This window comes from Galbibacter sp. (assembly GCF_048266365.1).
In the GTDB taxonomy this organism is placed as follows: Bacteria; Bacteroidota; Bacteroidia; order Flavobacteriales; family Flavobacteriaceae; genus Galbibacter.
Genome location: NZ_JBLWZP010000022.1, coordinates 1 through 15,035, shown reverse-complemented (window position 1 = coordinate 15,035; position 15,035 = coordinate 1). Strand labels below are relative to the sequence as shown.

General features: G+C 38.1%; 16 protein-coding genes and 1 pseudogene. All 17 read left to right on the top strand.

Translation table 11 applies throughout. The annotated features are described in order from the left end of the window. Positions 1-185 (top strand): annotated as a pseudogene (locus tag ACN0TV_RS16625) (NAD(P)/FAD-dependent oxidoreductase); the annotation flags it as partial. A gap of 16 nt (positions 186-201) precedes the next feature. After that, the gene (locus tag ACN0TV_RS16620; protein WP_045079566.1) at positions 202-1,215 is read left to right on the top strand and encodes a type II glyceraldehyde-3-phosphate dehydrogenase; all 1,014 of its coding nucleotides are present in this window, start codon (positions 202-204) and stop codon (positions 1,213-1,215) included. 9 nt (positions 1,216-1,224) lie between these two features. Then, positions 1,225-2,286: a class I fructose-bisphosphate aldolase gene (locus tag ACN0TV_RS16615; protein ID WP_045079567.1), complete on the top strand. Its 1,062-nt coding sequence runs from the start codon at positions 1,225-1,227 to the stop codon at positions 2,284-2,286. A gap of 42 nt (positions 2,287-2,328) precedes the next feature. Continuing rightward, complete coding sequence (locus tag ACN0TV_RS16610) at positions 2,329-3,249, top strand: alpha/beta fold hydrolase (protein WP_045079568.1); 921 nt, start codon at positions 2,329-2,331, stop codon at positions 3,247-3,249. Then, entirely contained in the window at positions 3,236-4,210 is a 975-nt protein-coding gene (locus tag ACN0TV_RS16605; RefSeq protein WP_045079569.1) for an ATP-dependent 6-phosphofructokinase, read from the top strand. The genes ACN0TV_RS16610 and ACN0TV_RS16605 overlap by 14 nt, the downstream gene beginning before the upstream one ends. 11 nt (positions 4,211-4,221) lie before the next feature. Beyond that, positions 4,222-5,220 (top strand): 2-hydroxyacid dehydrogenase, encoded by a 999-nt coding sequence (locus ACN0TV_RS16600; RefSeq protein ID WP_045079570.1) that lies wholly within the window; start codon positions 4,222-4,224, stop codon positions 5,218-5,220. An 18-nt stretch (positions 5,221-5,238) separates the two neighbouring features. Further along, positions 5,239-5,865: an L-2-amino-thiazoline-4-carboxylic acid hydrolase gene (locus ACN0TV_RS16595; protein ID WP_045079571.1), complete on the top strand. Its 627-nt coding sequence runs from the start codon at positions 5,239-5,241 to the stop codon at positions 5,863-5,865. A 12-nt stretch (positions 5,866-5,877) separates the two neighbouring features. After that, positions 5,878-6,708: a universal stress protein gene (locus tag ACN0TV_RS16590; protein WP_417364401.1), complete on the top strand. Its 831-nt coding sequence runs from the start codon at positions 5,878-5,880 to the stop codon at positions 6,706-6,708. A 3-nt stretch (positions 6,709-6,711) separates the two neighbouring features. Beyond that, positions 6,712-7,554, top strand: coding sequence for an ATP cone domain-containing protein (locus ACN0TV_RS16585; protein ID WP_045079573.1), 843 nt, complete (start codon positions 6,712-6,714; stop codon positions 7,552-7,554). A 25-nt stretch (positions 7,555-7,579) separates the two neighbouring features. After that, positions 7,580-7,834, top strand: coding sequence for a hypothetical protein (locus tag ACN0TV_RS16580; RefSeq protein WP_045079574.1), 255 nt, complete (start codon positions 7,580-7,582; stop codon positions 7,832-7,834). Positions 7,835-7,849: 15 nt separating this feature from the next. Next, on the top strand, positions 7,850-9,226 hold the full coding sequence (locus ACN0TV_RS16575; RefSeq protein WP_417364398.1) for an MBL fold metallo-hydrolase RNA specificity domain-containing protein: 1,377 nt from the start codon (positions 7,850-7,852) through the stop codon (positions 9,224-9,226). 3 nt (positions 9,227-9,229) lie between these two features. Then, positions 9,230-10,732 carry a thymidine phosphorylase family protein gene (locus ACN0TV_RS16570; RefSeq protein WP_417364396.1) on the top strand — a complete coding sequence of 501 codons (1,503 nt, stop codon included), beginning with the start codon at positions 9,230-9,232 and terminating at the stop codon, positions 10,730-10,732. Positions 10,733-10,741: 9 nt separating this feature from the next. Further along, positions 10,742-11,635 (top strand): ribose-phosphate pyrophosphokinase, encoded by an 894-nt coding sequence (locus ACN0TV_RS16565; protein WP_417364394.1) that lies wholly within the window; start codon positions 10,742-10,744, stop codon positions 11,633-11,635. Next, positions 11,632-12,276: a hypothetical protein gene (locus ACN0TV_RS16560; protein ID WP_417364392.1), complete on the top strand. Its 645-nt coding sequence runs from the start codon at positions 11,632-11,634 to the stop codon at positions 12,274-12,276. The genes ACN0TV_RS16565 and ACN0TV_RS16560 overlap by 4 nt, the downstream gene beginning before the upstream one ends. A 6-nt stretch (positions 12,277-12,282) precedes the next feature. Continuing rightward, positions 12,283-12,576 (top strand): phosphoribosylpyrophosphate synthetase, encoded by a 294-nt coding sequence (locus ACN0TV_RS16555; protein ID WP_417364390.1) that lies wholly within the window; start codon positions 12,283-12,285, stop codon positions 12,574-12,576. Positions 12,577-12,593: 17 nt separating this feature from the next. Continuing rightward, on the top strand, positions 12,594-14,729 hold the full coding sequence (locus ACN0TV_RS16550; protein ID WP_417364389.1) for a copper-translocating P-type ATPase: 2,136 nt from the start codon (positions 12,594-12,596) through the stop codon (positions 14,727-14,729). Then, positions 14,730-15,035, top strand: a 306-nt coding sequence (locus tag ACN0TV_RS16545) for an MFS transporter (RefSeq protein ID WP_417364387.1), incomplete at its 3' end; no start/stop codon positions are given.

The window sequence follows — 15,035 nt, the reverse complement described above, 5'->3', positions numbered from 1 at the left end:
AATTTGCAGGTTATTTCGCTTGGTTGCTATGGTCAATTGTACACTTATTATCCATAAGCGGATTTAGAAATAGATTGATGGTTGGTTTTAATTGGGCGGTAAGCTATTTCACATATGAAAAGAGCAACCGCCTGATTATTAGAAATTTTAAACCCAAATCATTAGTAAATGAAACAGAAGAATAATTTAAAAACAATTCAAATGAAAAAAATAGCAGTTATAGGATACGGAGTCATTGGAAAAAGGGTGGCCGATGCTATCAATCTACAAGACGATATGGAGCTTTCCGGAGTATGTGATATCATAAGCGATTGGCGCATTCAAAATGCCGTAAGAAAAGAGTACAATATCTACGCAGCAACTGAAGAAGCAGAAAACAAAATGAAATCCGAAGGTATTTCAGTAAAAGGCAATATGCAGGGGCTTTTAGAAAAATCAGACCTCGTCGTGGATTGTACACCTAAAAAGATTGCGGCTCAAAATGTAGCAATTTATAAAAAACAAAATATCAAATTTATTTTGCACGGAGGCGAAAAACACGAAACCACAGGTCATTCCTTTAGTGCCGAAAACAACTATAAATCGGCATTAAATTTAGATGCCACAAGGGTTGTTTCCTGCAACACCACCTCTATTTTAAGAACATTGACAGCTCTAAAAAGAGCGGATTTATTGGATTATGCCAGAGGCACACTTTTAAGAAGAGCCACAGACCCTTGGGAGAGCCATTTAGGTGGTATTATGAATACAATGGTCCCAGAAAAAAACATCCCGAGCCACCAAGGTCCGGATGCTAAAAGTGTAGACCCCGATTTGGATGTCATCACTGCCGCAGTAAAAGTCCCCCAAACCTTAAGCCATATGCACTACTGGAACGTGAAGTTAAAAAAACAAGCATCTAAAAAAGAAGTGCTAAATGCATTTAAAACGTCAAGCCGTATTAAATTGATTCGATATGACCAAGGGTTGGTGTCCAACAACACTATTAAGGAAATGTTTTTGGATATGGGAAGACCTTGGGGCGATATGTACGAAGTTGCCCTTTGGAAAGATATGTTGAAGGTAGTGGGAGATGAACTTTTCTACGCCTACGTAGTCGATAACCAAGCCATTGTAATTCCTGAAACAATCGATGCCATTAGAGCATTAACTGGAATTGAAACAGATGGCGCAAAATCCATTTCCAAAACCAATGAAAGTTTAGGAATCAAATAAAATTGACTTATGAAAACAGATGAAAACATAACAAAGATTTTAGGAGAAAAAGCATCCTACTATTTGGACCACGTTTGTGAAAAAATAACAAAGGATGAATTGCAAACACCAAGCAAAAACAGTCTCGACAAAGTATTTACCAATAGTAACAGAAATCCGCAAGTATTGCGCAGTCTTGCCCAATTGTACAATCACGGAAACATAGGTGGCACAGGTTACTTGAGTATTCTTCCTGTTGACCAAGGCATTGAGCATAGTGCTGCTTTCTCATTCTATAAAAACCCAGATTATTTTGACCCAGAGAATATCATCAAATTGGCAATAGAAGCAGGATGCAATGGAGTGGCTTCAACCTTTGGTGTTTTGGGATTAAATGCAAGAAAATATGCCCATAAAATTCCATTTATAGTGAAGATTAACCACAATGAACTGCTTACCTATCCCAACAAATATGACCAAACATTATTTGGAAAGGTCAAAGCGGCTTGGGATATGGGAGCGGCTGCAGTAGGTGCTACCATCTATTTTGGTTCTGAAGAAAGTAATAGACAGCTAAAGGAAATTTCGGAGGCTTTTGAAGAAGCTCACAATTTAGGTATGGCTACCATTTTATGGTGCTATACCCGAAACGAAGCCTTTAAAACTAAAAAAGAAGATTACCACGCTGCTGCCGATGTAACTGGACAGGCCAATCACTTGGGTGTTACTATTCAGGCAGATATTATTAAACAAAAATTGCCTACAAACAATTTTGGCTTTAAAGAGATAGGGTTTGGAAAATATGATGATGAAATGTATGATACGTTGACAACAGATCATCCTATTGACCTTTGTAGGTTACAAGTAGCCAATTGTTATATGGGTAAAATAGGATTAATTAATTCCGGTGGCGGCTCTAAAGGAGCGTCCGATATAGTGGAAGCGGTTACAACAGCCGTAATCAATAAAAGGGCAGGCGGTTCTGGGTTGATAATGGGTCGAAAGGCATTTCAAAAACCCTTTGGTGAAGGGGTTAAATTAATCAATGCTGTGCAAAGCATCTATTTAGATGAAAAAATAAATATTGCATAATCACTAAACGAGGACATAAAAAAATTGATTCATCTTTTAATAATGACGTTACTATTCATTTCCATAGTGTTCATTTTACCTGTAGTAGCTATTGCAGGCTATCAGCATTACAAGATTGGTACGCAACCAGCTTATGATGCCAACGAAACGCTCTTGAATTATGAAATAATAGGTTCTGGAATAAACAAACTCGTTTTGCTGCACGGTTTAACAGGCTCGTTGAATTATTGGAAACGTGAATTAGAAAGCATAACTAAAACACATTCCTTGCTTTTGATAGACCTTCTAGGCTTTGGTGATTCGCCAAAACCAAAAAGTGATTATTCCTTATCGGTACAACTGCAAGCGTTAGAATTGATTTTAAAAAAAGAAGGGTTCAATGATGGAAAAACAACTATTGCGGGACATTCAATGGGAGCGATAATTTCATTAGCACTTTTAGAGAAATATGCTCATTGGTTCAAGGCAGGAGTTTTTATCGGCATACCTGTTTATAAAGATGCAGATGAATTTAAGAAAGTAATGTCCACACATTCCCTTGTGGATAGGATTTCGTCAAGTAAATTCTCAAAATACATCTGTATGATTCATCCCATATTTATGTCACGTGCATTCAAACCCGATAACCTAACGGATGAAGTTTATGAAGATGCAAAAAAGCATCATTGGATGAGTTATTATTATTCGCTCACTGAAGTCATCTTGAAAACAGATTTATATGTGATGGCAAGGAAAATTAAGGATAAAGACGTGCTTTTTATCCACGGAGAAAAAGACACCACGGCGCCTTTAGAGAATGCCTTAAAATTATCAAGGGAATTTAAAAATGCACACCTGATTACTTCATCGGAAGGAGACCATCAATTCTTTTTGAAAGAAGCAGAATTTGTTTGGAACACAATCCAAGGTTTTACTATTTCAGAAAAAAAGTTACAAAAAACCATATCTAATGAACACTATTAAAATTAAACATATAGGCGTATTTACATCTGGAGGTGATAGCCCTGGTATGAACGCTGCTCTGTACGCCATTGCCAAATCCGCTGAAGCAAAGAGTATAAAAACTAGTGGTTTTCGAAAAGGGTATGAAGGGTTGATAGATGGGGATTTAATATCCTTAAAATCACACGAATTACAAAAGTCATTACACCAAGGTGGCACTGTCCTAAAAACAGCACGGAGCAAGCGATTTCTGGAACTGGAGGGTCGAAAAAAAGCATTGCAAACCATAAAAGCGAACAACGTAGATGCCCTAATTGCTATTGGCGGCGATGGCACATTTAAAGGTCTATTGGCTTTTTCAGAAATATGCGATATCCCATTTATAGGTATTCCAGGAACTATCGACAACGATATTTCCGGTACAGATTACACCCTCGGTTTTGATTCCGCAGTAAATACAGCCATTGAAAATATTGATAAAATACGAGATACCGCTGAATCCCACAACCGTGTGTTCATTGTAGAAGTAATGGGAAGGGATTCAGGCTATATCGCTATTCATTCGGGTTTGATGGTCGGTGCAGATGCCATCCTAATTCCAGAAAGCGGGAAAGACTTTATATACCTATTGGACAAGGTTAAAAACTACGATAGCGAAGATGCCTTCCTTGTCGTGGTTTCTGAAGGTGATGAAATAGGTGCTGAACTTGTTTCCTCAAAAATAAAGGAGGTTAATCCCGATGTCGATTTACGAATCACCAAACTTGGCCACGTACAGCGAGGCGGAAATCCTTCTGCTTTAGATAGAATGTTGGGAATTAGACTTGGAGTGGCAAGTGTAAACGTCCTTTCAGAAGGTAAAAAGAACGCGATGGTTGGAATTTTGAATAATCAATTGCACCTAACCCCTTTTAAAGAGGTAGTCAAACAACATCAGGTAAATACTGAATTATATGAACTTTTAGAACTATTTGGGAAGTAAAATAAAAAGAAATGAAAACAACCATATACAGCACACATAAATTCGATAAACCTTCCATTGTAAATGCCAATAATGGAAAGCATCAACTGAATTTTTTAGAATTTCGACTAACAAAGGAAACCGCCTTATTGGCAGAAGACTCAAAGGCCATAGCACTTTTTTCCAGTGATGACGCCTCTTCGGAAGTGTTGAAGATTTTACACAAGCAGGGCATAAAATTCATCGCTTTACGCTCGGCAGGTTTTAATCACGTCGATTTAAAAAAAGCATCAGAACTGGGTATAAAAGTGGCTCGTGTGCCAGCATATTCCCCGTATGCAATTGCCGAACATACAATGGCGCTGATACTTGCATTAAATCGAAAATTAATTAAAGCGCACAATAGGGTTCGCGAACAAAACTTTTCATTGAACGGCCTGACTGGTTTCGACCTCAATGGAAAAACCGTGGGTGTGATTGGAACAGGGAAAATTGGGTCTGTGCTCATAAAAATTCTACACGGATTTGGTTGCAATATTCTTGCTCAAGATATTAATGAAGACCAAAATATGATAGATAAATATGGTGTAATCTATACGGATTGTGCAACGCTCTGTAAACACTCCGATATAATAAGCCTGCACATACCATTAAAAGTTTCAACAAAACACTTGATTGACAAAGAACATATTGCACTTATGAAACCTGGAGTAATGCTCATCAATACCAGTCGTGGCGGATTGGTAGATACCAAGGCGGTTATCGAAGGATTGAAAACCAAAAAAATTGGCTATTTCGGAATAGATGTTTACGAGGAAGAAGAAGGGTTGTTCTTTGAAGACCATTCTGAAGATATTTTGCAAGACGATGTGATTGCACGATTAATGACCTTCAACAATGTATTAATCACAAGCCATCAAGCATTTTTAACCGAAACAGCTATGACCAATATTGCTGAAACAACCATATATAATCTGGACTGTTTTGAAAAGCAAGTGCGTTCTGGAAACGAAGTCTTTTCGGAAAATTAACAATAACCAAAAATAACAATGTTAAAAATAATCCTTCTATGGTATAAAACAGTTGCAGCAAAAGCCGCAACAGAAGTGCTGACGCCCAATTTTGAAGATATTGAAATTAAGGCAATCCTCAAGGGCTATTGGCTACGCTACAATGCGTTGAAAAGGGAGATTAAAAAAGAACCAACTTTTGGAGGAACACTTATGGTTCATCTTGCAGCAATGTCTACGGCTTTTTATCAAGAATTGACACAAAGAGGGATAAGTAATGCCAAAACCACAAAATACTTTTACGATATCGCTTGGAAGGTCTATAAAATAATGGGTAAGCTATCTTGGAATATTACTCGACTAAAGTATCAAAGTAATGCTAAAAGGCTAAAATATGCCACCGAACTGTTTAGGGCATTTCCCTTCAGCAGCCCTTCCTATAAATGGGAAAACATTCTTCAACCCGATAGTTCTGTTTGCTTTAATTGCACCAAATGTCCCGTTGCCGAATATTTTGAAACCAAAGGACTGTCCGAGTTCTGTGTAAATACTTGGTGTGCATTAGACTTTCCATTGGCCGAAATGTGGAATGCTAAATTGGAACGCACAAATAGTATTGCAGGTGGAGCAAAACTTTGTGATTTTAAATGGAAACCTAATAATTAAAATTTAAATAAAATGAAAAACATACTCGTACCCACCGATTTCTCTGAAAACTGTATCAAAGCTGCACATTTAGGCATTAAAGTGGCCAAACTGTATAAGGCCGAAATACACTTTTTACACCTATTGAAAACCCCTGTAGATTGGGTGAAATTGGATAAGCAAAAGGAAAACAGATATCCAGAGACATTAAAAAAAATTGGCATTGCCAGAGCAGCTTTACGAGAACTGGAAAGAACCGCAGAACGTGAAGGATTAAAATGTCGCAGGTTTCTACAATTTGATGCTGGACAAGGCGATATTTTAGACCATTCAAATCATTATCACCACGATTTCATCATAACAGGAAGCAGTGGCACCAAGGGGGTCATCCGAGAAATAACTGGTAGTAATGTCGAAGAGATTGTTCGAAAAGCAAATGCTCCTGTTATTGTGGTAAAGGATGAACCAGTATCGTTTCCGTTCAAAGACATTGTATTTGTTTCAGACTTTAAGGAAGATGTCAGTCGACCGTTTCAAGAAGTGCAATCCATTGCTGAAAAATGTGATGCAAAAATCCATCTGTTACGGATTAATACAGAAACTGACTTCAATAGCATCGAGCAAGGATTAAACCCAATAAAAGAGTTTCTGCAAAAATTTCCATCAGTAAAAAACTATGGGATGGCTGTTTACAATGAACCTTCGGTAGAAACGGGAATCAACACGTTTGTAGAACAGCAGCCAACAGATTTAATTGCAATGGTTACACACGGCAAGACAGGGTTTTTAAGTCTATTCTCTAAAGGCATCGCTGAAGGTGTTACCAATCATTCCACATTACCCGTAATGACAATACATATTTAAAAAATGGAAAACTCAATTAAAATAGTGAAACACTCTGGAGATGTAGTTGAATTTGATGTGGACAAACTCATCAATTCACTAAAACGGGCACAGGCAAACGATACCGTGATTAAGCAAATAGTAGCACAAATTGAGTCTACAATTTACGATGGTATTACTACAAAAAAAATCTACCAAATGGCATTTAAAATGCTTAAAGGTAAATCACGTGTAAGTGCCTCAAAGTACAAACTCAAAAAAGCCTTGATGGAATTAGGGCCTTCCGGTTTTCCATTTGAAAAATTAGTGGGGAAACTATTGGCACACGAAGGGTTTGAAACAAAGGTTGGTGTGATTGTACAGGGCAATTGCGTGCAACACGAAGTAGATGTTATAGCCCAAAAGAATAATTACCATTATATGATTGAGTGCAAATACCATAGCGACCAAGGACGGTTTTGCAATGTCAAGATTCCCTTGTACATCCATTCACGGTTTTTGGATGTTGAAAAACAATGGGAACATCAAAAAGGTCACGAGGCCAAACTACATAAAGGCGGTGTGTACACCAATACACGATTTACAACCGATGCGGTGCAATATGGTAAATGTGTTGGATTGTTATTGACAAGCTGGGATTATCCTATGGAAAATGGTTTAAAAGACAGAATAGACAAGTCTGGATTTCATCCCTTAACAGCATTAACAACTCTGACCAAATCCGAAAAAACAAAATTATTGGATAAAGGAATTGTACTCTGCAAAGAGCTTCACGAAAAACCTACTTTATTAAACCAAATTGGAATTGATAAAACAAGACATAAAAAGATTTTGGAAGATTCTGAAGCATTATGCAAAAACCATTAAAAAATATAATCTTAAAAATAATTATATGAAAACTAAAGAAACAAAACCACAGAATAACATAGATTTTGAGCCTTTTTACGAAGCATTGGAGAATGACCCGAAACTACTTGAAGAGGCCTTGGAAATACTATTGGATATGGTAGACTTTGAACCTAAATCCATAAAAAAGGTAGCACTCTATATCAAAGAGGATTCACGAAACCTATATAAAGAAATAGTAGAATTGAGTAAATCTAACCAAGATAAAGGGAATACACCTTCTTGCTGTGGTGGACTTTAAATAAATAGTACAAAGATGAATAACACTAAAATAAACATTCACTTTCTGGGCGCAGCTGGTACAGTAACCGGCTCAAAATATTTAGTGGATACGGGAGAAAGAAAGATATTGATAGACTGCGGACTATTTCAAGGGTTGAAGGAATTGCGCCTTAAAAACTGGGAATATCCACCCGTTGAAGTTTCAGAAATTGATATGGTCTTGCTTACCCACGGCCATATGGACCACACAGGGTATTTACCTCGATTGGTAAAACAAGGGTTTAAAGGCCCGATTTACGGCACTAATCCCACTTTGGACATTGCAAAAATCATTTTGAACGATAGTGCAAAAATCCAAGAGCAGGAAGCCGAACGCGCCAACAAAGAAGGCTATTCCAAACATAGTCCGGCAGAACCGCTTTACGATTTAAACGATGTTGAAAAAACCCTTCCACATTTCAAGGGAGTACCACCTGCTCAATGGATGCCATTGATGAAAAATATAAAGGCCAGATTTCAATACAATGGTCATATTCTCGGTGCCTCTTACATCGAGTTGGATATACACGGAAAACGTTTTGTCTTTTCGGGAGATATTGGAAGAACCAATGATTTATTGCTCTACCCACCACTAAAACCAAAAAAAGCAGATGTGCTTTTCATTGAATCCACTTATGGCGGAAGATTTCATCCAGATGAAGTAGAAGCACTGCCACAGATTGAAAAATTGGTCAACGATACCATCAATAGAGGTGGCAGCCTGTTTATTCCAAGCTTTTCGGTAGAACGTGCCCAATTGATGATGCTCATTTTTTGGAGATTATTAAAAGAGAACAAAATACCGAAAGTACAAATGATAATGGACAGTCCAATGGGAGCGAATGTACTCGAACTCTTCCACCGTACAAGGGATTGGCACAGATTAGAGGACAATGAATGTGATGAAATGTGCTCACATTTCACGGTCGTAAGCAGTTATCGTGAAACAATGGAATTACGGACCGACAACAAGCCAAAAATCGTGATTGCGGGAAGTGGAATGCTTACTGGTGGTAGAATGCTCAACTATCTTGAAACACAGGCACAAAACCAAAAAAACACCTTGCTTTTTGTGGGTTATCAAGCTGAAGGCACTCGTGGAAGAAAGCTATTGGAAGGCGATAAGGAATTAAAAGTGTACGGAAAATGGGTGCCATTTCATATGGAAGTTGCAGAAATCGAAGGGCTCTCGGCACACGCAGACCATACAGAGCTTATGGATTGGATGAGCAAAATAAAAAATAAACCAGAGCGGATTTTCATTGTACACGGTGAAAAAGAAAGTGCAGAAGCACTACAAAAAGGTATCAGGGAGACCTATGGGTGGGATGCTGAAATCCCACAATTATATAGCATTGAAGAAATAAAATAAACTATGGAACAACATTCAAATATATTAAAATACAAACATCTTGGAATCTACACCCAAAACGAAAATGTGGTGTATATGCGTGAAGACTGCCACGTGTGTATTTCAGAAGGTTTTGAAGCATTAACACGAATAAGGATATCCAATGCAAGCACCTCAATCGTTGCAAGTCTAAATGTTTTAAAGTCTGATGTCCTGATGCCCAACGAAATAGGACTATCGGATGCTGCCGCAAAAAAGTTGAATGTTTCCGACAATGACACCTTGTACGTTTCCCATTTAGAACCTATAGAGTCGTTAAGCCACGTCAGGGCAAAAATCTATAACCAAAAACTAGATTACAACGCCTACAACCAAATCATAACCGATATCGTTGAAGGCGACTATTCCAACATACACCTTTCAGCATTCATTACTGCCTGTGCAGGAGACCGAATGGATAGTGATGAAATATCCGACCTCACAAAAGCTATGATTGCTTCTGGAAAACAATTGAATTGGAATAAAGAAATCGTTGTCGATAAACATTGCATTGGCGGATTACCCGGCAATAGAACCACACCCTTGGTAGTGGCCATTGTAGCTGCTTATGGACTTACAATGCCAAAAACGTCCTCGCGAGCCATTACTTCGCCCGCAGGTACAGCAGATACTATGGAAGTTCTGACCAATGTTACGCTCTCTTCCGAAGAAATAACGGCTGTGGTAGAAAAAGAAGGAGGTTGTTTTGTTTGGGGTGGTACAGCGCAATTAAGTCCCGCTGATGATGTACTGATTAAGATTGAGAAGGCCTTGGATATTGATAGCGAAGGGCAACTCATAGCCTCGGTACTTTCCAAAAAGGCTGCGGCAGGTTCAACCCACGTTGTTATAGATATTCCCGTAGGAAAAACTGCGAAAGTTAGAAGTGAAGAAATGGCACAAAAACTAAAAAACCATATGGAAACGGTAGGCAACACTGTCGGGTTGAATGTAAAAGTGGTCATTACAGATGGTACGCAACCTGTAGGGAGAGGGATTGGCCCAACTTTAGAAGCCATCGATATACTAAAGGTTTTGAAAAATGAGACAGATGCACCAATGGACTTAATGGAAAGGTCATTGCTTTTGGCTGGAGAACTTATAGAGCTTTCGGGCAAAGTCGAAAAAGGAAAAGGAACGGAAACCGCACATCAAATACTAAAATCTGGAAAAGCGTATGAAAAATTCCTTGCCATTTGTAAGGCCCAAGGCCGTTTTTCAAAGCCTGTTTTAGCACCTTATAAAATTGAAATCAGAGCAGAAAAATCAGGCAGTCTAAAGCGCATTGATAATCGAAAGATAGCAAAGCTTGCCAAACTTTCAGGCGCACCTCAATCTAAATCCGCAGGTATTCTTTTAAATGTCCATATAGGAGAGCAAGTTGAAGAGAACCAATTACTATATACCATATATGCTGAATCCCAAGGCGAACTCAATTATGCAATGGAGTATAAAAATAATCACAAGGATATTATAACCATAAATTAAAAACATACTATGAAAACGATATTATTCAGCCTTCCGAGAAACGAGGAATTAACAGAGCTAATGGCAACAAAAATGAATGCTGAAGTGGGAAAGACCACCTTACGAAAGTTCCCTGACGGCGAATCCTACACGCGCATATTATCTGACGTAAAAGATAAATGTGTGGTCTTGGTCTGCACCCTACACGACCCTGATGAGAAATTATTACCGCTATATTTTTTAAGCCACACCGCCAAATCATTAGGTGCTATGTGTACCTGTTTGGTAGCACCGTATTTGGCATATATGCGACAAGACAAAATATTTAATGAGGGTGAGGGCGTTACCTCTACCTATTTCGGGAAGTTAATTTCCGGTTTTGCTGATAGCATTACAACTGTTGACCCGCACTTACACAGGATTAGCTCTTTAAGCGAAGTCTATCAAATTCCAAACAAAGTCATTCACGCTGCAGATGACATTTCAAAATGGATAAAAGAAAATATAAAAAACCCAGTATTAATAGGTCCGGATTCCGAAAGCGAACAATGGGTTTCTGAAGTAGCAAAAAATGCAGGAGCACCATTTACAGTATTGCAAAAAGTGCGTCACGGTGACCGGGATGTGGAAGTTTCTGTGCCTGATGTGGAAAAATATAAAAACGCCACACCAATTTTGGTAGATGATATTATTTCTACAGCTCGAACAATGATTGAAACCGTACAACATTTGAAAAAAGCAGGAATGAAACCACCAATATGTGTTGGTATTCACGCCGTTTTTTCAGGTAATGCCTATCGGGATTTGTTGGATTCCGGCGTAGAAAAAATAGTGACCTGCAATACCATTCCACACCCTTCAAATGGGATTGATTTAAGCGATATACTGGCAAAAGAAGTAAAGAAATTAATGCACCATATATGAAAAAACGAGTCTTCATAGTATTACTTACTTTATTCAGTATTACAATGACTGGACAAACTGAAATGCTTATTGGGCAGATTTCGGGCAGGGTTGTAGTTCGGGAAAATTTTGATGAAGATGGCGATTTTTTAAACAAACAAACTTTTGAAGCCGGAAAAACAAAAAGGAAAAATGAATATTATGAAATTGAGGTAATCACAGAGTTGTTTGACAAAGACAAACAATCTACCGACAAATATATAACCACTTATCGTTGTAAACCAGATGAAGCCAGTATTATGGTAATGGCATTTCCGTTCTCCAACCCAAAATCAAAGGAAACCGAAATCAATACCACATCTGCAAATTTTAAAGAGCTATATGATTTGGAAAACTTGGCAAATATAGAATTGGAAATGAGCTTTGATTCAGGATTGTTGAATTTCTTCGGTTCAAAAAGTACTATAAAGATTTACAACCGAAAATTAGACAGTAACAAAAACAATATTAAATCAAAAATCAATATTAAGGCCTATGCGTTGGGTATTCGTATCAAGCAATTAAATTATAATGTAATAGAAAAATTAAATGAGAACGGCCTATTGACCTTTCAGAAATTTACCGAAGAAGACAACAGTTATTTCACAATGACTTATAAATAAAAGAAAATGAACAACTACGACACCCTTTCAGAAGCAATCAATGACCTTCAACAAAGAGGATATACCTATGATTTTAACTTGAAACCAGAATGCTTGCAATGTGCCTCACTGAACATAGAAATTCAGCCCGAAGATTTTGATGTGGATGAAACCCATCGTTTTGAAGGTATGAGCAGTACAGACGATAACAGCGTTCTTTATGCTATTTCATCAAAAGATGGTATAAAGGGACTTTTGGTAGATGCCTATGGTGTCTATGCCGAAAACATTTCAGAAGAAATGCGGAAAAAATTACGATAACACTTAAATAGAACAATATGGATAATAACAAAAATCACAAGGACAAAAAAATGGACCACTCGAAGATGGGTCATTCAAAAATGGACCATTCTAAAATGAAAGACCCAAAATCAGACGACCATAGCAAGATGGACCACAGTAAAATGGACCATTCAAAGATGAAACACGACCACGGAAGTATACCGATGGGTATGGCAGGGCACGACCATCACAAGATGATGATTGCCGATTTTAGGAAACGGTTTTGGGTAACCCTTGTACTTACTATTCCCATTCTTTTCTTTTCACCAATGATTCAGGACTTTTTTGGATATGAGTTTTTGCTTCCCGGAAATCCATATATCCTTTTTGCACTTTCATCGGTCGTTTATTTTTACGGTGGTTGGCCTTTTTTAACAGGGTTTTGGTCTGAAGTAAAAAAAGGTGCACCAGGTATGATGACGTTAATAGCAATGGCCATTAGTGTGGCCTATTTTTATAGTTCCGCAACAGTCTTTGGATTGCAGGGTGTTGATTTTTTCTGGGAACTGGCCACTCTAATCGCAATTATGCTGGTGGGTCATTGGATAGAAATGAGAAGTGTCTTGGGTGCCTCAAAAGCCTTACAGCTTCTAGTTAGTATGATGCCTGCCGAAGCTCACAGGGTAAAAGGAGACACTATTGAAGATATTTTACTAGAAGATTTATTGAAAGATGATGTGATATTGGTTAAGCCGGGAGAAAAAGTTCCTGCTGATGGTATTATCGTAGAAGGTTCCAGTTACCTGAACGAATCAATGCTTACAGGGGAATCAAAGCCAGTAAAAAAAGAAGAAAAGGATAAAGTAATTGGAGGTTCGGTAAACGGCAATGGCAGCATAAAGGTTAAAGTTGAACATACAGGAAAAGACAGTTATCTCAACAAGGTTATCACAATGGTTGAGGAAGCACAAAAGACCAAGTCCAAAATGCAAAACCTTTCCGATAGGGCGGCAAAGTGGTTAACTTATATTGCCTTGGCTATTGGATTTGGTACGTTGGCAGTTTGGTTGATTTTAGGCTTTCCTTTTGTCTATGCATTAGAAAGAATGGTTACCGTTATGGTCATAGCTTGCCCACACGCACTCGGTCTTGCAATTCCTCTTGTAGTTGCCATTTCTACCGCTGTATCTGCACAAAATGGATTATTGATTCGTAATAGAACTGCATTTGAGGAATCACGTAAAATATCCACTTTGCTCTTTGACAAAACAGGAACATTAACTAAAGGGGACTTTGGTGTTACCCGAATTGAATCTGTAGATGAAAAATATTCATTAGACGAAGTATTAAGACTTGCAAGTGCCTTGGAGCAAAGCTCTGAACATCCTATTGCCGTTGGTATTATAAAAAGGGTTAAGGAGGATAAGGTTGCTATTCCCAATCCTGAAAACTTTAATGCTATTACAGGAAAAGGTGTAGAGGCAAATGTAGAAGGCAAGCAGGTGAAAGTAGTGAGTCCTGGTTATTTGAGGGATGAAAAAATCACTATTCCAGAAGAGGCGTATAGCGATGCTGCTGAAACTGTTGTATTTGTGTTAATTGAAGGTGCATTAGCAGGATACATCGCTCTTGCTGATGAAATAAGACCTGAATCTGCCGAAGCCATAAGGGTCTTTAAAGAGAACAACATAAAAGTCTTGATGGCAACTGGTGATAACGAAAAAACAGCCAAAGCCGTAAGCGATAAACTCGGTCTGGATGGTTACTATGCTGAAGTATTGCCACACCAAAAAGTTGAAATCGTTAAAAAATTGCAAGGCAAAGGCGAATTTGTTGCAATGACTGGCGATGGCGTAAACGATGCCCCTGCTTTGGCACAAGCAAACGTTGGTATTGCCGTTGGTTCGGGAACCGATGTGGCAGCAGAAACAGCAGATATTATTTTGGTAAACAGTAACCCACAAGATATTGCCAATTTGATTTTATTCGGAAAGGCGACCTACAACAAAATGATTCAGAACTTAATATGGGCTACGGGTTATAACGTTGTTGCAATACCATTAGCCGCTGGAGTTCTGTATTCTTCAGGATTTGTTTTAGGTCCTGCGGTGGGAGCTGTATTTATGAGTTTGAGTACAATTATAGTGGCCATTAATGCGCAATTATTAAAGCGAAAAATCGGTAAAAAATAAATGGAAAGAAAAGAAAAACTCAACAGGGTATTTTTAATCCTGTTGAGTTTATTTGTAGTGATGTTGGGCTATGGTATATTATTGCCAACCCTTCCTTACTATACCGAAAGGCTATCAATAAAGAGCAATTTCGACACCGATCTTATCAACTTCCATATTGGATTGCTTACGAGTATCTATCCATTTTTTCAATTACTATTCGTAGTGGTTTGGGGAAAGCTTTCAGATAAATATGGTCGAAAACCTATAATCATTTGTGGACTAATCGGTTTTGTAATTATGCAATTGTTCACTGGTCTTGCCACA

What these genes read in the sequence shown, in the direction of transcription:
- ACN0TV_RS16620 (WP_045079566.1), top strand. Translation starts at nt 202, where the DNA reads ATGAAAAAAATAGCAGTTATAGGATACGGAGTCATTGGAAAAAGGGTG.
- ACN0TV_RS16615 (WP_045079567.1), top strand. Translation starts at nt 1,225, where the DNA reads ATGAAAACAGATGAAAACATAACAAAGATTTTAGGAGAAAAAGCATCC.
- ACN0TV_RS16610 (WP_045079568.1), top strand. Translation starts at nt 2,329, where the DNA reads ATGACGTTACTATTCATTTCCATAGTGTTCATTTTACCTGTAGTAGCT.
- ACN0TV_RS16605 (WP_045079569.1), top strand. Translation starts at nt 3,236, where the DNA reads ATGAACACTATTAAAATTAAACATATAGGCGTATTTACATCTGGAGGT.
- ACN0TV_RS16600 (WP_045079570.1), top strand. Translation starts at nt 4,222, where the DNA reads ATGAAAACAACCATATACAGCACACATAAATTCGATAAACCTTCCATT.
- ACN0TV_RS16595 (WP_045079571.1), top strand. Translation starts at nt 5,239, where the DNA reads ATGTTAAAAATAATCCTTCTATGGTATAAAACAGTTGCAGCAAAAGCC.
- ACN0TV_RS16590 (WP_417364401.1), top strand. Translation starts at nt 5,878, where the DNA reads ATGAAAAACATACTCGTACCCACCGATTTCTCTGAAAACTGTATCAAA.
- ACN0TV_RS16585 (WP_045079573.1), top strand. Translation starts at nt 6,712, where the DNA reads ATGGAAAACTCAATTAAAATAGTGAAACACTCTGGAGATGTAGTTGAA.
- ACN0TV_RS16580 (WP_045079574.1), top strand. Translation starts at nt 7,580, where the DNA reads ATGAAAACTAAAGAAACAAAACCACAGAATAACATAGATTTTGAGCCT.
- ACN0TV_RS16575 (WP_417364398.1), top strand. Translation starts at nt 7,850, where the DNA reads ATGAATAACACTAAAATAAACATTCACTTTCTGGGCGCAGCTGGTACA.
- ACN0TV_RS16570 (WP_417364396.1), top strand. Translation starts at nt 9,230, where the DNA reads ATGGAACAACATTCAAATATATTAAAATACAAACATCTTGGAATCTAC.
- ACN0TV_RS16565 (WP_417364394.1), top strand. Translation starts at nt 10,742, where the DNA reads ATGAAAACGATATTATTCAGCCTTCCGAGAAACGAGGAATTAACAGAG.
- ACN0TV_RS16560 (WP_417364392.1), top strand. Translation starts at nt 11,632, where the DNA reads ATGAAAAAACGAGTCTTCATAGTATTACTTACTTTATTCAGTATTACA.
- ACN0TV_RS16555 (WP_417364390.1), top strand. Translation starts at nt 12,283, where the DNA reads ATGAACAACTACGACACCCTTTCAGAAGCAATCAATGACCTTCAACAA.
- ACN0TV_RS16550 (WP_417364389.1), top strand. Translation starts at nt 12,594, where the DNA reads ATGGATAATAACAAAAATCACAAGGACAAAAAAATGGACCACTCGAAG.